The following is a 19,494-nucleotide window of genomic DNA, read 5'->3' as shown; positions in this document are numbered from 1 at the left end:
GCCAGGCGCCAGGCGGCTCTGGTAATTGTTTATCGCCCTCTATACTGTATATAAAAACAGTATAGAGGGCGTTTTTATGTCCACTCCACTCCCCGTGCGTGGCCGCGGTACTGCGAGCAATCCGCACAACCGCTTCGCGCCGAACCGCTCGGTGGTCGAGGATGACGGCTGGTATCAGGAAGTCCCGCTCACGCAGGGTACTGAAGTCTGCATCGAAACAGCCAAGACCATCATCACCCGCAACAGCTCGCCAGACCTGCCCTTCGACCGCTCTATCAACCCTTACCGGGGCTGTGAGCATGGTTGCATCTACTGCTATGCAAGGCCCAGTCATGCGTATTGGGACCTGTCGCCAGGGCTGGACTTCGAGACCAAGTTGATCGCCAAGACCAATGCGGCTGCTGTGCTGGAACAGCAACTCTCCAAGCCGGGTTACGTCTGTGCGCCGATCAACCTGGGTTCCAATACCGACCCCTATCAGCCGATCGAACGCGAGCAGAAGCTGACTCGTCGCCTGCTGGAGGTGCTGTTGCGCTACCGCCATCCGGTCACGATAGTGACCAAGGGTTCGCTGATCCTGCGTGACCTGGACCTGTTGGCCGAGCTTGCCCAGCAGCGATTGGTGAGGGTAATGATCAGCCTCACCACGCTCGACGATGAGCTCAAGCGTGTTCTGGAACCCCGGGCGGCGGCACCGAAGGCCCGCTTGCGGGCCATTCGGGTCATGCGCGAGGCAGGTGTTCCGGTGGGCGTGCTGTGCTCGCCAATGATTCCGATGATCAATGACAGTGAGCTTGAACGGCTGCTGGAAGCGGCCAAGGGTGCGGGGGCCTTGAGCGCTGCGTACATGCTGTTGCGCTTGCCCTTGGAGGTCGCGCCGCTGTTCGAGCAGTGGCTGCACGACCACTACCCGCAACGGGCTGCCCATGTGCTCAGCCTGATTCGTCAGAGTCGAGGCGGTGACTTGTACGACAGCCGATTCGGTGCGCGGATGCGTGGTGAGGGGGTGTTTGCCGAACTGTTGGCGCAACGCTTCAGCACGGCGATCCGTCGTCTGGGGCTGAACCGGCGCGAAGGGCCTGGGCTGGATTGCAGCGCGTTTTGCCCCCCTGGTGGGCAATTGTCTTTGCTGTGAATGATGCTTGCGGTTGTGATGGGTGAGTCAGTGACGTCATCTAATCGTTACGCTTTGCCTGAATCAATATCCCGTTAATATGGCTTTAACGTTCAAACCGTCAAAGAGGATAAATCATGCAAGACAAGGAACCCTCTCCGTCCGGCCCGGTGGTTGATGCCAACGATGCCGACGCGGCACTCAAGCATATCGTCGACGGCTTTCTGCGTTTTCATCATGAGGTCTTTCCGCAACAGGAAGAGCTGTTCAAGAAGCTCGCCACCGCGCAGAAACCACGAGCGATGTTCATCACCTGTGCAGACTCGCGGATTGTCCCTGAACTGATCACTCAGAGCTCGCCGGGCGACCTGTTCGTAACCCGTAATGTTGGTAACGTGGTGCCGCCCTACGGGCAAATGAACGGCGGTGTTTCCACCGCGATCGAATACGCTGTCATGGCGCTTGGTGTGCACCACATCATCGTCTGTGGCCACTCTGATTGTGGTGCGATGCGTGCGGTACTGAACCCGCAGAGCCTGGAGAAAATGCCGACCGTAAAGGCCTGGTTGCGCCATGCCGAGGTCGCCAGGACGGTTGTCGAGGACAACTGCCATTGCAGCACTGAGCATGAAAGCATGCAGGTGCTGACCAAGGAAAACGTGATTGCGCAATTGCAGCATTTGCGCACACATCCTTCGGTAGCCTCGCGCATGGCGGCCGGCCAGCTGTTCATCCATGGCTGGATTTACAACATCGAGACCAGCGAGATCAGTGCTTACGATGCCGAGCACGACGCGTTCCTGCCGTTGACCGTCGGGCAACCTATTCCCTGCGCGACCCCCAAGGGGCGTTTCTAGCTACGTGCGCCTGACCCTGCCGGCAAGTCCGGCAGCTCAGGCGTGTGTTCAGGCTGATTGGTCGAGATCCAGGCCCACGCCCAATTGGCGAGACAGGCATGGCCAGCGCTTCCAGGCGGCACCGGTATCCGGGCTGCTGAGTTTCTCTCGGTAGGCTTCCACCGACTCCAGGGCGAAGCTTTCCTCATTGAGCAGGTTATCCACAGAGTGGTGTACCACTTCGTCCAATTGGTTGGCGAAGCTTTCGCCGATCAGTTGGTGGGCGATCAGGTTGGCGACCGTGGTGTCCAGCGGAATCAGTGGCTGCTGGAAGTGCTTGATGTAGACGTCGTTCACTTCCTCGACCAGGCGATGGGCCAGGTAGGCTTCATCGAGCAGGCTGTCGAGGCCGACATGGCCCTCCAGGATCGTTGGCGGCGTGACGAAATACGCCTCGGCAATCATCAACACCGGTTTGATCTGCGATTCGATGCCCGCTTCACGAGCAACGTCGTGGGCGGCTTCCAATACCTCTGGCACCTGATCGATGTAGGCGCTGACGAAACGTGTCAGTACGCCTTGAGCATCCTGTTCCGGCAGTTGGATCGCCGGGTGCAGGTGTGGCAGTTGTTGTGCGAGTTGCTGTTTCAGCTGGCCGGTTTCGGCTTCATGTTGATGGGCACGGGTGATCTGCTCGCGCAATGCGGCGATGTTCATGACAACTCCAGGGACAAAGGATTACAAACGGAAGACATAAGGTAGCTCGGTTCTGCGAGCGATTAAGACGCATTTTTCATAATCAGAGGACACTTATAGTCTGAGGTTATATTGACCTGCCAACACGCTGGTATTGGTCGTTGGTTGTGGACGACACGCCGATCATTTGCCCCTTGTGCTGAATTTTTCCTGTCGATTGCGCGGTCAGGGTCGCTGTCTATACTCCGGTTGAAAGTGATTGGCTGACGAGGCCCGACTGCATTGCAGCAGGGGCTCGGCCCCAAAGTGTGCAGTCTTGGCCGCCGTACCCTTAGCCGTAGGTCCATGCCTCCGGGATAACAAGAACGATAAGGGGAACCCGCAATGATGCGACATCCACATGTCTGGATGGGCCTCCTGTTGTGGTCGGTATTCGGTCAGGCACACGCCGCCTGGACTGTGAATATGGCGCCGGGTGCGACTGAGGTCAGCAACGCAGTCTTCGACCTGCACATGACCATCTTCTGGATCTGCGTGATCATCGGCCTGGTGGTCTTCGGCGCGATGTTCTGGTCGATGATCATCCACCGTCGTTCCACCGGGCAGGAGCCGGCTCATTTCCATGAGCACACCTGGGTGGAGATCCTCTGGACCGTAGTGCCCTTTCTGATTCTCGTGGCCATGGCCATTCCGGCCACGAAAACGCTGATCGATATCTACGATGCCAGTGAGTCAGACCTGGATGTTCAGGTCACCGGCTACCAGTGGAAATGGCATTACAAGTACCTGGGCCAGGATGTCGAGTTCTTCAGCAACCTGGCCACGCCCGCCGATCAAATCCATAACAAGTCACCCAAGGACGAGCATTACCTGCTCGAAGTGGATCAGCCGCTGGTGCTGCCGGTCGACGCCAAGGTGCGCTTTCTGGTGACCGCAGCCGATGTCATTCACTCCTGGTGGATGCCGGCTTTCGCCGTGAAGCGTGATGCGATTCCGGGCTTCGTCAACGAGGCCTGGACCCGGGTCAAGAAGCCCGGAATCTACCGGGGCCAATGCACGGAGCTGTGTGGCAAGGACCATGGCTTCATGCCGATCGTGGTCGAGGTCAAGTCCAAGCCCGACTTCGATGCCTGGCTGGCCGAACGCAAGGCTGAGAGCGCCAAGCTTAAGGAGCTGACCAGTAAGGAATGGACGCTGCAGGAACTGGTGGAGCGCGGCGACAAGGTTTACCACACCACCTGCGTGGCCTGTCACCAGGCCGAGGGGCAAGGCCTGCCGCCGATGTTCCCGGCGCTCAAGGGCTCGAAAATCGCCACCGGGCCTAAGGAGGGGCACTTGAATATCGTGTTCCACGGCAAGCCCGGCACGGCGATGGCTGCGTTCGGCAAGCAGCTGTCGGAAGTGGATATTGCTGCGGTGGTGACCTACGAGCGCAACGCCTGGGGCAACAACAAGGGCGACATGGTCACACCCAAGGATGTACTGGCGCTCAAGCAGGCAGAAAGCCAATGAACCGGCCCTTCGTCGGAACTCGCGTTGGCCGCGTGGCCAGCCACGTACAGCGGATTGCAGGAGACAGGACATGAGTGCAGTGATCGACGACCACGGTCATGCCGGCGCTGACCACGCCCACGGCCCGGCCAAGGGCCTGATGCGTTGGGTGCTGACCACCAACCATAAAGACATCGGCACGATGTACCTGTGGTTCAGCTTCTGCGCATTCCTGTTGGGCGGCTCGTTTGCCATGGTGATCCGCGCCGAACTGTTCCAGCCGGGTCTGCAGATCGTCCAGCCGGAGTTCTTCAACCAGATGACCACCATGCACGGCCTGGTGATGGTCTTCGGTGCCGTGATGCCGGCCTTCGTCGGGTTGGCCAACTGGATGATTCCGCTGATGATCGGTGCGCCGGACATGGCGCTGCCGCGGATGAACAACTTCAGCTTCTGGCTGTTGCCCGCGGCCTTTCTGTTGCTGGTCTCGACCCTGTTCATGCCGGGTGGCGGACCGAACTTCGGTTGGACCTTCTACGCGCCGCTGTCGACCACCTATGCGCCAGAGAGTGTGACCTTCTTCATCTTCGCTATCCACCTGATGGGTATCAGCTCGATCATGGGGGCGATCAACGTCATCGCGACCATTCTCAACTTGCGCGCACCCGGCATGACTCTGATGAAAATGCCGTTGTTCGTCTGGACCTGGCTGATTACCGCGTTCTTGCTGATCGCCGTGATGCCGGTGCTGGCCGGGGTGGTGACGATGATGCTGATGGACATCCATTTTGGCACCAGCTTCTTCAGCGCCGCTGGCGGTGGCGATCCGGTGCTGTTCCAGCACGTGTTCTGGTTCTTCGGCCATCCCGAGGTGTACATCATGATCCTGCCGGCTTTCGGCGCGGTCAGTTCGATCATTCCGGCCTTTTCGCGCAAACCGCTGTTCGGGTACACCTCGATGGTCTACGCCACCGGCGCGATTGCCTTCCTGTCTTTCATTGTCTGGGCGCACCACATGTTCGTGGTCGGTATTCCGGTGGTCGGCGAGCTGTTCTTCATGTACGCCACCATGTTGATCGCAGTGCCTACCGGGGTGAAGGTGTTCAACTGGGTGAGCACCATGTGGCAGGGCTCGCTGACCTTCGAGACGCCCATGCTGTTTGCCGTGGCCTTCGTGATTCTGTTCACCATCGGTGGTTTCTCCGGGCTGATGCTGGCCATCGCCCCGGCGGACTTCCAATACCACGACACGTACTTTGTGGTCGCGCATTTCCACTACGTGCTGGTGCCGGGGGCGATCTTCGGGATCTTCGCCTCGGCCTACTACTGGCTGCCGAAGTGGACCGGGCACATGTATGACGAGACGCTGGGCAAGCTGCACTTCTGGCTGTCGTTCATTGGCATGAACATGGCCTTCTTCCCGATGCACTTTGTTGGCCTGGCGGGCATGCCCCGGCGGATTCCGGACTACAACCTGCAGTTCGCCGACTTCAACATGATCTCCTCGATTGGTGCGTTCACCTTCGGCGCCACGCAGCTCTTCTTCCTGTTCATCGTCATCAAGTGCATTCGGGGCGGCAAACCGGCCCCGGCCAAACCCTGGGACGGAGCGGACGGCCTGGAGTGGACGATCCCTTCGCCTGCGCCTTACCACACGTTCGTGACCCCGCCGGAGGTCAAATGAACAGCGCTTTGGGCGGTTCAGGGAGCGAGCCATGAGCGGGCAACTCGCCATGCGGACACTGATCGTCCGGCTGATGCTGCTGGCGGTGGTGATGTTCGTCTTTGGTTTTGCCCTGGTGCCGATCTACGACGTCATGTGCAAGGCCTTCGGCATCAACGGCAAGACCGGCGGGCAGTACGAGGGCAGCCAGGTCAGTGATCCGAGCCGTACGGTGAAGGTGCAGTTCATGTCGACCAATGCCAGCGACATGGTCTGGGACTTCTACTCCAAGGCCGATCAGCTGGATGTGCATCCTGGCGCGGTGAACCAGATGATTTTCGTGGCCCGCAACCCCAGCAACCGGCCGATGACGGCCCAGGCGATTCCGAGTATTTCGCCGGCCGAGGCGGCGGCGTATTTCCACAAGACCGAGTGTTTTTGTTTCAGCCAGCAGGTGTTGCAACCGGGTGAGCGCATCGAAATGCCGGTGCGGTTCATTGTTGACCGTGACCTGCCCAAGGATGTGAAGCACCTGACACTGGCGTACACGCTGTTCGATATCACCGCTCGTCAGCCGCCGGTGGCTCAGGTGGCCGGCCAGGCTTACCAGGGCGCTCGATAAGGAGAACACCCCATGGCTTCACATCAGCACTACTACGTACCGGCGCAGAGCAAGTGGCCGATCATTGCCACGATCGGGATGTTGATCACTGTGTTCGGCCTGGGTACCTGGTTCAACGACATGAAGGCTGGTCGTCCTGATTCCCATGGGCCGCTGATTTTCTTCGTCGGGGCGCTGTTTCTGGCTTACATGCTGTTTGGCTGGTTCGGTTCGGTGGTCAGGGAAAGTCGAGCGGGGCTATACAGCCCACAACTGGACCGCTCATTCCGCTGGGGAATGTCCTGGTTCATCTTCTCTGAAGTGATGTTTTTCCTCGCCTTCTTCGGCGCATTGTTCTACGTGCGCACGCTGGCCGGGCCATGGTTGGGCGGTGATGGCGCCAAGGGCGTGACACACATGCTGTGGCCAAACTTCGAGTTTGCCTGGCCGCTGCTGCAGACCCCTGATCCGAAATTGTTTCCGCCGCCCAGGGAGGTCATCGACCCTTGGCATCTGCCGCTGATCAACACCATCTTGCTGGTCAGCTCGAGTGTCACTGTCACCATCGCTCACCACGCGTTGAGGAAGGACCATCGTGGACCGCTCAAACTGTGGCTTGGCCTGACCATCCTGTTGGGGATCTCTTTCCTGATACTGCAGGCCTACGAGTATCACGAGGCCTACACCGAGCTCGGTCTGACACTGGGGTCGGGGATCTACGGCGCAACCTTTTTCATGCTCACCGGTTTCCATGGTGCCCACGTGACACTGGGCACGGTGATCCTGCTGGTGATGTTCATCCGCATCCTGCGTGGGCACTTCAATGCCGACAAGCACTTCGGGTTCGAGGCCGCCAGCTGGTACTGGCACTTCGTCGATGTGGTCTGGGTGGGTCTGTTTATCTTCGTGTACGTGCTTTAGTCGGGCTTACCAAGGGGCGTGGGAAACCAGTTGGCCGCTATAGAGGCCCCATGTGATGAGCAGCAGGGTGGCGGCGGCCAGGCTCACCCGAATGGTGAGTGCTTTGAGCAGGCGGGTCGAGTGTCCTTCGTCCTTGACCAGAAAGACCAGGCCGCTGAACAGGCTGGCGATGGTCGCCAGCAGCATCAGGACAATCGCGGCTTTTAGCATGGCGAAACTCCGGGGGGATGCGATGACTTTCAGTATAGCGACTGACCGTGGGGTGGCCGGGTGAAGCCGTTCCGGCCCGGTGTACTGCCGACCCTGGTAGTGCTTTTGCTACTGCCCGGTCTGGTGGCGCTTGGCTGTTGGCAATTGAGCCGTGCCGAGCAGAAGCGTCAGTTGCTGGCCACGTATGCCGAGCGCCGCAGCGCCGATCCGGTGGCCGCTGCGCGGTTGCCGCTGATTGAGGATGCAGCCTATCGGCGGGTCAGGCTCTATGGCCGTTTCGACGCGCAGTACAGCCTGTTGCTGGATAACCGGATGCGTGATGGCCGCCCGGGCGTCGAGGTGCTGCAACCGTTCCATGACCAGCCCAGTGGGCTGTGGCTGCTGGTCAACCGTGGCTGGTTGCCGTGGCCTGATCGACGTACGCCCGTGTCCTTCAGCACGCCGGATCAACCCTTGAGTCTGGAGGCTTGGGTCTATGTGTCGCCCGGTGCGGCATTTCAACTGCAGGTCGATCCACAGGGCGGTGCCTGGCCGCATTTGGTGACCGCCGTAGACGCCACGCAGTTCTGGTCACAACTGCAACGCGAAGGTTTTGCCCACGAATTACGCCTTGAGCCTGGTCCGGCAGCCTTCAGGCTGGACTGGCCGGTGGTTGTCATGGGCCCGGAAAAACACCTGGGCTACGCCGTGCAGTGGTTTGCCCTGGCGCTGGCCTTGATCGCGCTCTACCTCTACTTCGGCTGGCATAACAACAAGGAGAAACGCCATGGGGACCGTCATGAATCCATCCAGCACCTCTGACCTCAAGGCTCCGCAAGGGCGTGGTCGTGGTCGGTTGCAACTGCTGTTGATCCTGTTGCTGACGATCGGGCCGATGATTCTCGCTACCGGCATGTACAAGTTTCAGTTCTGGGTGCCCGACAGCCGTATCTACCACGGGGAGCTGATCGGCAATGGTCAGAGCCGCGCCGACCTTGGCGTGCAGGCTGACGAGCAACGCTGGCAGCTATTGGTCAGCGCGCCGAATGATTGCGCCATGGACTGCCAGCAACTGGTCTATCTGGCCCGGCAGATTCAAATTGGCCTGGGGCGCGATGCCAGCCGCGCAAGCCATGCCTTGGCCGTCGGACAAGCGTTGGCATCGGACTATCAGGCCAAGCTTGCACGTGAATACCCGCAACTGCAGCGCTACCCGCTGGACCTTGCCCAGTATGGCCGGATGAGCCAGGGCAAACCGGACGCTCAACTGTGGATTATCGATCCTCACGGCAACCTGGTGCTGCGTTACGACGCCAGGGCCAACGGCAAGGACGTGCTCAACGACCTGCGCCAGTTGTTGAAGCTTTCTAACATTGGTTAGGAGATGGTCATGGCCAGACCCGGTTATCGCCTTGCAGTGTTTGCTACGTTGTTGGCACTGGTGGTCATCTTGCTCGGTGCCTATACCCGCCTGACCCATGCCGGGCTTGGCTGCCCTGACTGGCCGGGCTGTTACGGTTTCCTCAGCGTGCCGAAGACCGAAGCGCAGTTGGCGCATGCCGAGTTGCATTATCCCGATGTGCCGGTGGAGGCCCATAAGGGCTGGAACGAAATGATCCACCGCTATTTTGCCGGGACCCTGGCGCTGGTGATTTCGATGCTTGCTGTGCAGGCGATCCGTCGTCATGGGCGCGATGGCCAGCCTTTCAAACTGCCCTTGGTGCTGCTGGGGGTGGTGGTGGCACAGGCGGCGTTTGGCATGTGGACCGTCACCCTCAAATTGTGGCCGCAGGTCGTGACGGCGCATCTGCTGGGCGGTTTCACCACCCTTGGCCTGTTGTTTCTGTTGAGCCTGCGCCTGTCACACGCGTTTGCCCCGCTACCGCTTTTGCCCGTGCGTTTACGCCGTCTTGCGGCCTTGTCGTTAGTGATGGTGATAGGTCAGATTGCCCTGGGTGGCTGGGTCAGTGCCAACTATGCGGCCATGGCCTGTATCGATGTGCCTACCTGTCATGGCCAGTGGTGGCCGACGGCTGACTTCGCCAATGGTTTCCACCTGACCCAGCATATCGGTCCGAATTACCTGGGTGGGCAGTTGGACAGCGATGCGCGTACGGCCATCCATATTACTCACCGCCTCGGCGCCTTGTTGGTGACCGGTACCCTGCTGGCACTGGCCTGGCAATTGCGCCGGTTTGGCCTCACGCGGTTGGCGGCTCTGGTGCTGGCGGTGCTGGCGGTACAGATCAGCCTGGGTATCAGTAACGTGCTGCTCCACCTGCCATTGGCCGTGGCCGTGGCCCATAACGCCGGGGGGGCAGCCCTGCTTCTGACCCTGGTTCTGGTCAACTACAGCACCCGCCGTGTGGCTCAACCGAAAGTGCGTCGTGTGGGCCGCGAATGGCGACTGCGGCCTCTCAGTGCCGGGGGCGTTGTGCACTATCTGGGGGATAATCCATGGCAACGCTTCTGACTGAGGGTCGTAGCCAGGCAGGTTGGCGTGACTACCTTGAGTTGACCAAACCCAAGGTTGTGCTGCTGATGCTGATCACCTCGCTGGTCGGCATGTTTCTGGCCACCCGGGCAGGCGTACCGTGGACGGTGCTGATCTTTGGCAATCTCGGAATTGCGTTTTGTGCGGGTGCAGCGGCAGCGGTCAATCATGTGCTGGACCGGCGCATTGATGCATTGATGGCCCGCACCCATAAACGTCCGCTGGTTGCGGGACGCGTGGCGCCTACCGCCGCACTGGCATTTGCCCTCTTGCTCGGCGTGCTGGGCATGGTCCTGCTGTTGACCTTTACCAATGCCCTCACCGCTTGGCTCACCCTGGCCTCACTGTTGGGGTATGCCGTGATCTATACCGGCTTTCTGAAGCGCGCAACACCGCAGAACATTGTTATCGGCGGCCTGGCCGGTGCGGCGCCACCGTTGCTGGGCTGGGTGGCCGTCAGTGGGCACCTCAGTGCTGAGCCCCTGCTGCTGGTACTGATCATCTTCGCTTGGACCCCGCCGCATTTCTGGGCCTTGGCCATTCACCGCAAGCACGAGTACGCCTTGGCAGATATTCCCATGCTGCCCGTGACCCATGGCGAGCACTACACCAAGGTTCACATCGTGCTCTACACCTTGATGCTACTGGCGGTCAGCCTGCTGCCCTATGCCATCCATATGAGTGGGCCGCTCTATCTCGGTTGTGCCCTGCTGTTGGGCGCGCGCTTCCTGCAGTGGGCGTGGGTGTTGTACCGTGGCAGTCGGCCGCACGCGGCGATCAAGACCTTCAAGTACTCTATCTACTACTTGTTCCTGTTGTTCATCGCGCTGCTTGTAGACCATTACCTACTGTTGAACCTATGACCCGAACCCAGAAAACAGTCTTTATCCTCGTTGCCCTGGTTGCCATCGTACTGGGGCTTACCATCAACAAAGTGATCACTACCAAAGGCCAGGCCAACCCCGCCGAGCTGATTGATGCCGGGATCATTCTGTTGCCGCAAAGTCGCAGTGTGCCTGCGCTGGAAATGACCGACCAGAATGGCCAGCCTGTGACGATGGACCAGTTGAAAGGCAAATGGTCATTGCTGTTCTTCGGCTACACCTTCTGCCCGGACGTTTGCCCGACCACCTTGGCGCAACTGCGTCAGGTAAAGAGCGAATTGCCAAAAGAAGCGGCCGAGCGCTTGCAGGTGGTTCTGGTCAGTGTTGATCCGAACCGCGACACGCCAACTCAGCTCAAGCAGTACCTGGGGTACTTCGATACGGAGTTTCGTGGCGTGACAGGCTCATTGGATACGACCCAGAAGCTGGCCAATGCGCTGAGCATTCCGTTCATTCCGGCCGACACCAGCAAGCCGAACTACACGGTTGACCACAGCGGCAACCTGGCCCTGCTGGGGCCGGACGGGAAGCAACGTGGTTTCATTCGCGCGCCCTTCAACAACCAGAAACTGATTGTCCAGTTGCCGGGGTTGGTCAAGCGTGATTGAGGGGGGATGTGCTGGAGCCGGTCAAACCGGCTCCAGCAGGTAGGACTTAGAACGCTGGTACGACAGCGCCTTTGTACTTATCAAGGATGAACTGCTTCACCTCTGGGCTATGCAGTGCGCCAACCAGTTTCTTCATGGCGTCGGAGTCCTTGTTGTCCGGGCGGGCAACCAGAATGTTGACGTAAGGCGAGTCGCTGCCTTCGATGATCAGCGCATCCTTGGCTGGGTCCAGCTTGGCTTCCAGCGCGTAGTTGGTGTTGATCAGTGCCAGGTCGACCTGGGTCAGGACACGCGGCAGGGTCGCGGCTTCCAGTTCGCGGATCTTCAGGCCTTTCGGGTTCTCGGCGATGTCTTTCGGCGTGGACAGGATGTTCTTGGCATCCTTGAGCTTGATCAGGCCCGCTTTCTCCAGCAGCAGCAATGCACGGCCGCCGTTAGTGGCGTCGTTAGGGATCACCACGTTGGCGCCCGACGGGATCTCGTCCAGCTTCTTGTATTTGCTCGAGTAGGCGCCCAGTGGCTCCAGGTGCACGCCGGCGACGCTGACCAGGTTGGTGCCCTTGCCCTTGTTGAATTCATCCAGGTACGGCTGATGCTGGAAGAAGTTGGCGTCCAGACGCTTCTCGGCAACCTGTACGTTAGGCTGGATGTAGTCGGTGAAGACCTTCACTTTCAGGTCCACGCCGTCTTTGGCCAGGCTCGGTTTGACGAACTCAAGGATCTCGGCGTGCGGCACGGCGGTCGCAGCGACGGTCAGGGTTTCGGCCGCCTGGGCAGAGAAGGCCGCAACGGCGGCGACAACAGCAAGCAGTTTTTTCATTCATCACTCCTTGTGAGGGCCGTTACGGCCCCCGGGTGTCGGCATGGCCGACCCATGGGGTTATTTACGGGAAAAATGCACAACCAGTTTGTCGCCGACGCTCTGCAGTACTTGAACCAGTACCAGCAACAGGACCACGGTGACCACCATGACATCAGTCTGGAACCGCTGATAGCCAAAGCGGATAGCCAGGTCACCCAGCCCACCAGCGCCGACGACGCCGGCCATGGCGGTGTACGACACCAGGGTGATGGCGGTGACGGTGATTGCCGCGAAAATACCTGGCCGAGCTTCTGGCAGCAGCGCGTTGACGATGATCTGTCGCGTGGTGGCACCCATGGCTTGCGTGGCTTCGATAATGCCCCGGTCGACTTCACGCAAGGCGGTTTCCACCAGGCGCGCGAAGAACGGTGTGGCTCCGACCACCAGCGGTGGAATGGCCCCGGCGACGCCCAGCGAGGTGCCGGTAATCAGTACAGTGATCGGGATCATCACGATCAGCAGAATGATGAACGGCAGCGAACGCAGGATGTTGACGATCAGCGACAACAGCGCATACACGCGCTTTTCTTCAAACAGCTGGCGCGGGCCGCAGAGAAACAGCAGCACGCCCAGCGGCAGGCCGAGCAGCACGGTGAAGAACAGCGAACCGCCGAGCATGGTCATGGTGTCGACGGTGGCCAACCAGATTTCACTCCAGTCGACGTTGGCAAAGAAATTCAGGGCGTCCATTAACGCAGTACCTCCATATGAACGTCAGCCGCGTGGAAGCGGGCAAACGCCGCGTCCATATCACCACCGGTGATGGCCAGGGTCAGTTGCCCATAGGGAGTGTCCTTGATGCGGTCGATGCGTCCGGCCAGGATGCTGTAGTCCACCCCGGTTTCACGGGCGACGGTACCCAGCAGCGGCGCATAGGTGGCATCGCCCTGGAAGGTCAATCGCACGATCCGGCCCGGTACATGGGCAAAGTCGTCGCGCTGTTCGTTTTCGTCGATCTGTTCGTCTTCTTGAACGAAACGCTTTGTGGTCGGGTGCTTGGGGTGCAGGAACACGTCTGCCACCGGGCCATGCTCGACGATCTGCCCGGCGTCCATCACGGCCACCTGATCGCAGACGCGACGGATTACATCCATTTCATGGGTAATCAGGACGATGGTCAGGTTTAGCTCACGGTTGATCTCGGCCAGCAGTTGCAGCACCGAGGCGGTGGTCTGCGGGTCGAGGGCACTGGTGGCTTCGTCGCACAGCAGGATCTTCGGCTTGGTCGCCAGGGCGCGGGCAATGCCAACGCGCTGCTTTTGCCCGCCAGACAGTTGCGCCGGGTATTTCCTGGCGTGTTCGCTCAGGCCGACACGGGCCAGCAGCTCGCTGACGCGGGTGTCGATTTCACTGCGCGACAGCTCACCGGCCAAGGTCAATGGCAGGGCAACGTTGTCAGCAACCGTCTTGGACGCCAGCAGGTTGAAGTGCTGGAAGATCATCCCGACCTGTTGCCGGAAGCGGCGCAGCTCGTTGGCATTGAACGCGGTGACATCTTCACCGTCGACGATGATTTTCCCGCCGCTAGGGGCTTCCAGGCGGTTGATCAGGCGCAGCAAGGTACTTTTGCCTGCACCGGAATGGCCGATCAGGCCGAATACCTGCCCGTTCTCGACACGCAGGTCGGTCGAATGCAGGGCGGGGATATCCTTACCGGCAACGCGGTAGGTTTTATGGACGTTTTGAAACTCGATCACGTAGCGAACCTTGTGGGGCGCATGAATTAGGGTCAGCGGATGGCCGGGCGCGCATTTTAGCCTGTTCACATAGAGGTTCTTAGCATTTATTTCGTAAACAACCAACGATACGGGAATAACGCGATCAGTGGTCAGTTGAGCGAAATGCTTGCCAAGACGGTCCGTGAGCCTGGGCGGGCCCGGAGCCGGCCGGGATACCCGAGGGGCGGCCCGGCAGCTGGTCTTAGGGGCGGCGCGGTGTCAGTACGACCTGGGCCGGCTGATTGCGGTGTATCTCATGGCGCTGCTGCAGCGCGAAGTCAGGTGCAAGCTTGTGTACGCGTTTGCTGAGCAGGGTGGCAAGCCACGGATAGTCCTGCTTGCGCGGTACCTGAAACAGCACGTCGCAGTCATAGTTGACGGTATCGCTGGCAATATCATCGAGTTGGCGGCGAAGTTCGCTCATCTTGCCAATCTTCAGGGCGATGACCGTGCTGGCCGCAGACGGGTCGATGAGCTTGGCCGCAGGGCGTGCTTCCGCGGCCTTGAGGGCGGCTTCAGCCTTGTCGAGCTCAGCTCTTCGCGCCTGGGTAATGGCACCGTTGACGCCGCCGGTCAGTGCTGGCGCCTTGGGCATCAGCGCACGGGCGCGGCTAAGGGCTGTGGCGGCAGCATTCACATCACCTTTCTGCAGTACGATCTGGCTGCGTTGCAGGTAGGCTTCGGCCAGTTGCCGCTGATATTGCTCCAGGCGACTGTCGCCCGGTGCTTGAGTTTGTAGCGCTGCGAGCTGATCTTCGGCGGTGGCCAGTTCGCTGCTGGCGATGCTTTGTTCCAGCTGCTGCCAGGCGTCTGGCGCCGCAGGCACGGCGGTGCTCTGCGCCGGGTTGCTTGAGCATGCGGCCAAGGCCAGGGAAAACGCGGCAAGGAGCAGATAACGGGAGGCGAACGGCTTCATTCCTGCGACTCTCTATTTGCGCAAAAAACGAGCAAGTCTACACCCAGCTCGCTGACTCGAAAATAACTCTTCAGAGTGTATGCGCGATTAAAATGTCGCAGGGTGCAACCTCTGTGGTTGTACCCTGCGCGACTGCGCCGCCGTTCAGCGCCGGGGAAGCGCCAGGCTAATCAAGAATAGCACTGCAGCGCAGACCACGATTGACGGCCCGGCCGGCGTGTCCTTGAACCAGGACAGGGCGAGCCCGCTGCATACTGCCACCACGCCTAGCAGGCTGGCACCCAGGGCCATCTGCTCGGGTGAGCGGGCGTGACGCTGGGCAGCGGCTGCCGGGATGATCAGCAGTGATGTGATCAACAGCACGCCGACGATCTTCATGGCCACGGCAATGACTACCGCGATCAGCAGCATCAGGGCCAGGCGCAACGCGGCCACCGGCAAGCCTTCGACCATGGCCAGCTCCTCGTGGACGGTCACGGCCAGCAAGGGCCGCCACAGGGCCACGATCAGCAGCAAGGCCACGCTGCTGCCGCCGAGTATCCAGGCAAGATCGCCCGGGCTGATCGCCAGCAGATCACCGAACAGGTAGGCCATCAGGTCGATTCGCACATCGTGCATGAAGCTGAGCACGACCAGGCCGAGGGACAGGGTGCTGGGTGCGAGAATCCCCAACAGGGTGTCGGACGCTAGCGGCTGGCGCTGTTGCAGGGTGACCAGCAGCAACGCCAACAGCAGACAACCCACCGTAACCGCCAGGGCGGGGCTGATGTCGAGTACGAAGCCCAGTGCCACACCCAGCAGTGCTGCGTGGGACAGCGTGTCGCCAAAGTAGGCCATGCGCCGCCAGACCACGAACGATCCCAAGGGGCCTGCAACCAGCGCCAGCGCCAAACCTGCAAGCAGGGCGTAGAGCAGAAAATCAGCCATGCTTGCAGTGGTCTCCGTGTACATGACCGGCTTTGGCCGGGGCAACCACGGAACCGTGCAGGTCGTGGGCGTGGTCGTGGTGATGGTGGTAGATCGCCAGGCTTGGCGCGTTGTTGCCGAACAGCTCGACAAAGGCCGGGTCGCCGCTGACTTGCTCGGGATGCCCGGAGCAGCAGACATGCCGGTTCAGGCAGACAACCTGATCGGTGGTGCTCATTACCAGGTGCAGGTCATGGGAGACCATCAGTACACCGCAACCGTGGCGGTCGCGCAGCCGGGTGATCAGGCTGTACAGCTCGGCCTGGCCCGCCACGTCGACGCCCTGTACCGGTTCATCGAGCACCAGCAGCTCGGGCTCGCGCAGCAGCGCCCGGGCCAGCAGTACGCGCTGCATTTCACCGCCGGAAATGCTCTGGACAGGGCTGTCGATCACCTGCTCGGCACCCACTTCCTTGAGGGCTGCCAAGGCTGTATTGCGGTCTACGCCGGGCACCAGGCGCAGAAACCGTAGAACCGAAAGCGGCAAGGTCGCATCGACGTGCAGCTTCTGTGGCATGTAGCCAATACGCAGCTTGGGTTTGCGCCAGACTTTGCCGCTGTCGGGCTTGAGCAGCCCGAGCACCGCGCGTACGAGGGTCGTTTTGCCTGCGCCGTTGGGGCCGATCAGGGTGACGATCTGGCCAGGCTCGACACTGAGGTCGATGTTGTCGAGCACCGACTGGCTAGCGAAGCCGACGCTCACCTGCTCCAGGCGAATCAGGGCATTGCTCATCACGCGCTCCGGCAACTGGCGCAGAGCCCAACCACTTCGACGGTCTGCGTTTCAACCGTGAAACCGACCTCCTTGGCGCTGGCAACGATGGCATCGCTGATCGACGACTGTTCCAGTTCGAGCGCGACATGGCATTCGCGGCAAATCAGGAACTGCCCTTGATGGACATGCTCTGGATGGCTGCAGCCCATGAAGGCATTGAGCGACGCAATTCGGTGAACCAGGCCGTTTTCCAGGAGGAAATCCAGTGCCCGGTACACCGTCGGTGGCGCGGCGCGGCGACCGTCTTGCTCACTCAGCACGGCCAGGATGTCGTAGGCGCCCAAGGGTTTATGGCTCTGCCAGACCAACTCCAGCACGCGTCGACGCAAGGCGGTCAGGCGCAGGCCCTGGCGGACACACAGCGCGTCGGCCTCGGCCAGGGCGCTGTGGACGCAGTGGGAGTGGTCGTGGGGGCGATTGGCCAGCGGTGTAGTAGGCATGAGCAGCGACGGTTCTTGTGAGAGACGTTATTATGTTACCTGTTCCTGAACCGTTGAGTGGCTATCGTGTCCCGATTTTTTGCCCTTTTTGTCGCTTTTGTCTCCAGTCTTGTCGTCTTGGCGCCAGCGCAGGCCGAGGTCCGTGTATTGACCAGCATCAAGCCGCTGCAGTTGATTGCGGCTGCGGTCCAGGACGGTGTTGGTACGCCCGAGGTGCTGCTTCCACCGGGCGCTTCGCCTCACCATTACGCCCTTCGTCCCTCGGACGTGCGGCGGGTTGCCGAGGTCGACCTGCTTTACTGGATTGGCCCTGATATGGAAGGTTTTCTGCCGCGCGTGCTGAGCAGCCGCAACAAGCCCAGCGTGGCCTTGCAGGCTGTGCCGGGGTTGCAGTTGCGCCATTTTGGCGAAGACAGCCACTCCCACGAGTCGACGGACGAGCATGATCACGATCATCGTCCGGGTAGCCTGGATGCGCACCTGTGGTTAGCACCGGCCAATGCCCGGGTGATCGCCGCGAAAATGGCGGCTGACCTTGTGGCCGCCGATCCGGCCAATGCTGCCCGCTATCAGAGCAACCTGAGCGCGTTCGAGCAGCGCCTGGATGCCCTCGACCTGCGCTTGAAGGCTCGATTGGCGGGTGTTTCCGGCAGGCCGTACTTTGTTTTCCACGAAGCGTTTGATTACTTCGAGGCGGCGTACGGCTTGCAGCATACTGGCGTATTCAGTGTCGCCGCCGAAGTGCAGCCCGGTGCCCAGCACGTTGCTGCCATGCGCAAGCGTTTGCAGGAAGTCGGCAAGACGTGCGTCTTCAGTGAGCCGCCGCTGCGCCCACGACTGGCCGAGACCTTGACGGCCGGCTTGCCGGTACGTCTGGCCGAACTGGATGCACTAGGGGGCAATACCCCAGTGACCGCCCAGGGCTATGAGCAGGTGCTGGAGAAGCTTGGCAATGACCTGGCGGGTTGCCTGGAGGCGCTCTAGACAGCCGCCTCCGTGCAATAACCGGCTTAGAGCGCGAACGGCAACGCCACGCTGACTTGCTGACGCGCTGCCAGGCGCACTTCGAAATCGGCAGGGTCGTGAATCAATACATCCATGCCCGCGAAGGACTCTGCCGCAATAAGCCGGGACAGCCAGAAGCGTACACAGGCTATCCGCAGCATGACCGGCCAGAGTTGCGCTTCTGCCGCCGTGAAGGGGCGCAGTGCCGCATAGGCACCCAGCAGCGCCCTGGAGCGCGCACCGTCGAGCTGCCCGGCATCGTCACAGCACCAGTCGTTCAGCGTAATGGCCAGGTCGTAGAGCATCGGCCCGGAGCAGGCGTTGTAGAAGTCGATCAGGCCCGTCAGGTGCGTGCCTTCGAACAGCGCATTGTCACGGAACAGGTCTGCGTGCAGGTTGGCGCGCGGCAAGGCCATGATCTGCGCGTGGTGCGTTCTGATTTCCTCCAGGCAGGCTTGCAGCAGCTGGCGTTGATCCGCGTTCAGGCGCGGCATCAGCTCGGCACCGGTTTGCAGCATCCAGTCCAGGCCGCGGTCGGTTTTACGCTCCAGCACATGCTCGCAGGTCGCCACATGCAGGTGGCCAAGCAGTTCGCCAACCTGATGGCAATGCTGGTTGTTCGGCTCCTTGATGTGCTTGCCTGGCAGTCGCGGTTGCAGCAAGGCCGGCTTGCCGGCCAACTCGCGCAATGCCACGCCGTCCGTGGTCCGCAATGCGTATGGCACAGGCAGGTTGGCTTCGTGCAGGACGTCCAGCAGTTCAATAAAGAACGGCAGGTCCTGGATTGGCCCGCGCTCGACCAGCGTCAGCACAAACTCACCCTGTTCGAGGCTGACGAAGAAGTTGCTGTTTTCGGTTCCGGCGGCAATGCCCTGGAAATCCCGAAGGCGGCCCAGGCCATAAGGGGCCAGAAAGGTTTCCAGCTCAGGCCGGGTCAAAGGGGTGAACACAGACATGGTCAAAACTGCTCGTTCGGGCACTTCGGCCAGGAAGTGCCGGGTTGATGTTAGAGGTCGCGTGTTACCACTCGAAAATCTTCCAGGATGGAATCAGCATGTCCGGTTGATCTGAGCGGATAAAGTTGGCTTCGGTGCCATCGGCGCGAACCAGGAAGTAGGGTTTGCCATGCTTGGGGGTAATCTTGATGGCATACAGAAAACCATTCTGGCGGTACTCCTGAATGGTTTTATCGCCTTCCTGGCGAATGGTGACTTCCGGATCGGGCGATGGTGCATCATCCGCAGCCATCGCCGCGAACGGAGTAGCCAGGAGCCCTAGCAGCAACAGGCGATTTAGTGTGCGCATGATAACCTTG

23 protein-coding genes are annotated in these 19,494 nt (G+C 60.5%); 12 read left to right on the top strand and 11 right to left on the bottom strand.

Annotated elements, in window-relative coordinates; genetic code table 11:
• Positions 1-76: 76 nt before the first annotated feature.
• Entirely contained in the window at positions 77-1,135 is a 1,059-nt protein-coding gene (locus EKA13_RS09175) for a PA0069 family radical SAM protein (protein ID WP_065759083.1), read from the top strand.
• Between the two features lie 116 nt (positions 1,136-1,251).
• The gene (locus EKA13_RS09170) at positions 1,252-1,971 is read left to right on the top strand and encodes a carbonic anhydrase (RefSeq protein WP_065759082.1); all 720 of its coding nucleotides are present in this window, start codon (positions 1,252-1,254) and stop codon (positions 1,969-1,971) included.
• A 48-nt stretch (positions 1,972-2,019) separates the two neighbouring features.
• On the opposite strand, the gene EKA13_RS09165 is transcribed toward EKA13_RS09170, so the two are convergent.
• Complete coding sequence (locus EKA13_RS09165) at positions 2,020-2,667, bottom strand: hypothetical protein (protein WP_065759081.1); 648 nt, start codon at positions 2,665-2,667, stop codon at positions 2,020-2,022.
• A gap of 363 nt (positions 2,668-3,030) precedes the next feature.
• On the opposite strand from EKA13_RS09165, the gene coxB reads away from it, so the two are divergent.
• The 4 genes from coxB to EKA13_RS09145 all read left to right on the top strand — a co-directional run bounded on the left by coxB (position 3,031) and on the right by EKA13_RS09145 (position 7,322).
• Complete coding sequence (coxB, locus tag EKA13_RS09160) at positions 3,031-4,158, top strand: cytochrome c oxidase subunit II (protein ID WP_065759080.1); 1,128 nt, start codon at positions 3,031-3,033, stop codon at positions 4,156-4,158.
• Between the two features lie 70 nt (positions 4,159-4,228).
• Entirely contained in the window at positions 4,229-5,821 is a 1,593-nt protein-coding gene (ctaD, locus tag EKA13_RS09155; RefSeq protein WP_065759079.1) for a cytochrome c oxidase subunit I, read from the top strand.
• 31 nt (positions 5,822-5,852) lie between these two features.
• Positions 5,853-6,422 (top strand): cytochrome c oxidase assembly protein, encoded by a 570-nt coding sequence (locus tag EKA13_RS09150; protein WP_065759078.1) that lies wholly within the window; start codon positions 5,853-5,855, stop codon positions 6,420-6,422.
• Between the two features lie 12 nt (positions 6,423-6,434).
• The gene (locus EKA13_RS09145) at positions 6,435-7,322 is read left to right on the top strand and encodes a cytochrome c oxidase subunit 3 (protein ID WP_065759077.1); all 888 of its coding nucleotides are present in this window, start codon (positions 6,435-6,437) and stop codon (positions 7,320-7,322) included.
• 6 nt (positions 7,323-7,328) lie between these two features.
• On the opposite strand, the gene EKA13_RS09140 is transcribed toward EKA13_RS09145, so the two are convergent.
• Positions 7,329-7,532, bottom strand: coding sequence for a twin transmembrane helix small protein (locus tag EKA13_RS09140; RefSeq protein ID WP_065759076.1), 204 nt, complete (start codon positions 7,530-7,532; stop codon positions 7,329-7,331).
• Between the two features lie 60 nt (positions 7,533-7,592).
• Here EKA13_RS09140 and EKA13_RS09135 point away from each other — a divergent pair, with 60 nt between their 5' ends.
• Genes EKA13_RS09135 through EKA13_RS09115 form a run of 5 tightly spaced genes read left to right on the top strand, consistent with a single transcriptional unit; the run spans position 7,593 to position 11,497 of the window.
• Positions 7,593-8,333 carry an SURF1 family protein gene (locus EKA13_RS09135; protein ID WP_065759075.1) on the top strand — a complete coding sequence of 247 codons (741 nt, stop codon included), beginning with the start codon at positions 7,593-7,595 and terminating at the stop codon, positions 8,331-8,333.
• Positions 8,299-8,892, top strand: coding sequence for a hypothetical protein (locus EKA13_RS09130; protein WP_065759074.1), 594 nt, complete (start codon positions 8,299-8,301; stop codon positions 8,890-8,892). Before EKA13_RS09135 ends, EKA13_RS09130 begins: the two co-directional genes overlap by 35 nt.
• 9 nt (positions 8,893-8,901) lie before the next feature.
• Positions 8,902-9,984, top strand: coding sequence for a COX15/CtaA family protein (locus EKA13_RS09125; RefSeq protein WP_065759073.1), 1,083 nt, complete (start codon positions 8,902-8,904; stop codon positions 9,982-9,984).
• A complete protein-coding gene (gene cyoE, locus EKA13_RS09120; protein WP_065759072.1) occupies positions 9,969-10,868 on the top strand; it encodes a heme o synthase in 900 nt (299 codons plus the stop codon). The genes EKA13_RS09125 and cyoE overlap by 16 nt, the downstream gene beginning before the upstream one ends.
• Positions 10,865-11,497, top strand: coding sequence for an SCO family protein (locus tag EKA13_RS09115; RefSeq protein WP_065759071.1), 633 nt, complete (start codon positions 10,865-10,867; stop codon positions 11,495-11,497). Before cyoE ends, EKA13_RS09115 begins: the two co-directional genes overlap by 4 nt.
• A gap of 46 nt (positions 11,498-11,543) precedes the next feature.
• On the opposite strand, the gene EKA13_RS09110 is transcribed toward EKA13_RS09115, so the two are convergent.
• The 7 genes from EKA13_RS09110 to zur form a co-directional block, all read right to left on the bottom strand.
• Positions 11,544-12,317 (bottom strand): MetQ/NlpA family ABC transporter substrate-binding protein, encoded by a 774-nt coding sequence (locus EKA13_RS09110; protein WP_065759070.1) that lies wholly within the window; start codon positions 12,315-12,317, stop codon positions 11,544-11,546.
• A 60-nt stretch (positions 12,318-12,377) separates the two neighbouring features.
• Positions 12,378-13,049: a methionine ABC transporter permease gene (locus EKA13_RS09105; RefSeq protein WP_065759069.1), complete on the bottom strand. Its 672-nt coding sequence runs from the start codon at positions 13,047-13,049 to the stop codon at positions 12,378-12,380.
• Complete coding sequence (locus EKA13_RS09100; protein ID WP_065759068.1) at positions 13,049-14,056, bottom strand: methionine ABC transporter ATP-binding protein; 1,008 nt, start codon at positions 14,054-14,056, stop codon at positions 13,049-13,051. Before EKA13_RS09100 ends, EKA13_RS09105 begins: the two co-directional genes overlap by 1 nt.
• A 223-nt stretch (positions 14,057-14,279) precedes the next feature.
• Positions 14,280-14,993 (bottom strand): PA5502 family lipoprotein, encoded by a 714-nt coding sequence (locus EKA13_RS09095; protein WP_065759067.1) that lies wholly within the window; start codon positions 14,991-14,993, stop codon positions 14,280-14,282.
• A gap of 144 nt (positions 14,994-15,137) precedes the next feature.
• Positions 15,138-15,920 carry a zinc ABC transporter permease subunit ZnuB gene (gene znuB / locus EKA13_RS09090; protein WP_065759066.1) on the bottom strand — a complete coding sequence of 261 codons (783 nt, stop codon included), beginning with the start codon at positions 15,918-15,920 and terminating at the stop codon, positions 15,138-15,140.
• Positions 15,913-16,692: a zinc ABC transporter ATP-binding protein ZnuC gene (gene znuC / locus EKA13_RS09085; protein WP_065759065.1), complete on the bottom strand. Its 780-nt coding sequence runs from the start codon at positions 16,690-16,692 to the stop codon at positions 15,913-15,915. Before znuC ends, znuB begins: the two co-directional genes overlap by 8 nt.
• Entirely contained in the window at positions 16,692-17,174 is a 483-nt protein-coding gene (gene zur / locus EKA13_RS09080) for a zinc uptake transcriptional repressor Zur (RefSeq protein ID WP_065759064.1), read from the bottom strand. The genes znuC and zur overlap by 1 nt, the downstream gene beginning before the upstream one ends.
• Before the next feature lie 66 nt (positions 17,175-17,240).
• On the opposite strand from zur, the gene EKA13_RS09075 reads away from it, so the two are divergent.
• On the top strand, positions 17,241-18,158 hold the full coding sequence (locus EKA13_RS09075; protein ID WP_065759111.1) for a zinc ABC transporter substrate-binding protein ZnuA: 918 nt from the start codon (positions 17,241-17,243) through the stop codon (positions 18,156-18,158).
• A 26-nt stretch (positions 18,159-18,184) separates the two neighbouring features.
• Here EKA13_RS09075 and EKA13_RS09070 read toward each other — a convergent pair whose 3' ends face one another.
• Both EKA13_RS09070 and EKA13_RS09065 read right to left on the bottom strand, forming a co-directional pair.
• Positions 18,185-19,135: a homoserine kinase gene (locus EKA13_RS09070; protein ID WP_065759063.1), complete on the bottom strand. Its 951-nt coding sequence runs from the start codon at positions 19,133-19,135 to the stop codon at positions 18,185-18,187.
• 64 nt (positions 19,136-19,199) lie between these two features.
• On the bottom strand, positions 19,200-19,484 hold the full coding sequence (locus tag EKA13_RS09065) for a DUF2782 domain-containing protein (protein ID WP_065759062.1): 285 nt from the start codon (positions 19,482-19,484) through the stop codon (positions 19,200-19,202).
• Between the last annotated feature and the right edge of the window lie 10 nt (positions 19,485-19,494).

This window comes from Pseudomonas defluvii, from assembly GCF_001695625.1.
In the GTDB taxonomy this organism is placed as follows: Bacteria; Pseudomonadota; Gammaproteobacteria; order Pseudomonadales; family Pseudomonadaceae; genus Aquipseudomonas; species Aquipseudomonas defluvii.
The sequence above is the reverse complement of the archived record's forward strand: the minus strand, read 5'-3'. Positions and strand labels throughout refer to the sequence as shown.

What these genes read in the sequence shown, in the direction of transcription:
- EKA13_RS09175 (WP_065759083.1), top strand. Translation starts at nt 77, where the DNA reads ATGTCCACTCCACTCCCCGTGCGTGGCCGCGGTACTGCGAGCAATCCG.
- EKA13_RS09170 (WP_065759082.1), top strand. Translation starts at nt 1,252, where the DNA reads ATGCAAGACAAGGAACCCTCTCCGTCCGGCCCGGTGGTTGATGCCAAC.
- EKA13_RS09165 (WP_065759081.1), bottom strand. Translation starts at nt 2,667, where the DNA reads ATGAACATCGCCGCATTGCGCGAGCAGATCACCCGTGCCCATCAACAT.
- coxB (WP_065759080.1), top strand. Translation starts at nt 3,031, where the DNA reads ATGATGCGACATCCACATGTCTGGATGGGCCTCCTGTTGTGGTCGGTA.
- ctaD (WP_065759079.1), top strand. Translation starts at nt 4,229, where the DNA reads ATGAGTGCAGTGATCGACGACCACGGTCATGCCGGCGCTGACCACGCC.
- EKA13_RS09150 (WP_065759078.1), top strand. Translation starts at nt 5,853, where the DNA reads ATGAGCGGGCAACTCGCCATGCGGACACTGATCGTCCGGCTGATGCTG.
- EKA13_RS09145 (WP_065759077.1), top strand. Translation starts at nt 6,435, where the DNA reads ATGGCTTCACATCAGCACTACTACGTACCGGCGCAGAGCAAGTGGCCG.
- EKA13_RS09140 (WP_065759076.1), bottom strand. Translation starts at nt 7,532, where the DNA reads ATGCTAAAAGCCGCGATTGTCCTGATGCTGCTGGCGACCATCGCCAGC.
- EKA13_RS09130 (WP_065759074.1), top strand. Translation starts at nt 8,299, where the DNA reads ATGGGGACCGTCATGAATCCATCCAGCACCTCTGACCTCAAGGCTCCG.
- EKA13_RS09125 (WP_065759073.1), top strand. Translation starts at nt 8,902, where the DNA reads ATGGCCAGACCCGGTTATCGCCTTGCAGTGTTTGCTACGTTGTTGGCA.
- cyoE (WP_065759072.1), top strand. Translation starts at nt 9,969, where the DNA reads ATGGCAACGCTTCTGACTGAGGGTCGTAGCCAGGCAGGTTGGCGTGAC.
- EKA13_RS09115 (WP_065759071.1), top strand. Translation starts at nt 10,865, where the DNA reads ATGACCCGAACCCAGAAAACAGTCTTTATCCTCGTTGCCCTGGTTGCC.
- EKA13_RS09110 (WP_065759070.1), bottom strand. Translation starts at nt 12,317, where the DNA reads ATGAAAAAACTGCTTGCTGTTGTCGCCGCCGTTGCGGCCTTCTCTGCC.
- EKA13_RS09105 (WP_065759069.1), bottom strand. Translation starts at nt 13,049, where the DNA reads ATGGACGCCCTGAATTTCTTTGCCAACGTCGACTGGAGTGAAATCTGG.
- EKA13_RS09095 (WP_065759067.1), bottom strand. Translation starts at nt 14,993, where the DNA reads ATGAAGCCGTTCGCCTCCCGTTATCTGCTCCTTGCCGCGTTTTCCCTG.
- znuB (WP_065759066.1), bottom strand. Translation starts at nt 15,920, where the DNA reads ATGGCTGATTTTCTGCTCTACGCCCTGCTTGCAGGTTTGGCGCTGGCG.
- znuC (WP_065759065.1), bottom strand. Translation starts at nt 16,692, where the DNA reads ATGAGCAATGCCCTGATTCGCCTGGAGCAGGTGAGCGTCGGCTTCGCT.
- zur (WP_065759064.1), bottom strand. Translation starts at nt 17,174, where the DNA reads ATGCCTACTACACCGCTGGCCAATCGCCCCCACGACCACTCCCACTGC.
- EKA13_RS09070 (WP_065759063.1), bottom strand. Translation starts at nt 19,135, where the DNA reads ATGTCTGTGTTCACCCCTTTGACCCGGCCTGAGCTGGAAACCTTTCTG.
- EKA13_RS09065 (WP_065759062.1), bottom strand. Translation starts at nt 19,484, where the DNA reads ATGCGCACACTAAATCGCCTGTTGCTGCTAGGGCTCCTGGCTACTCCG.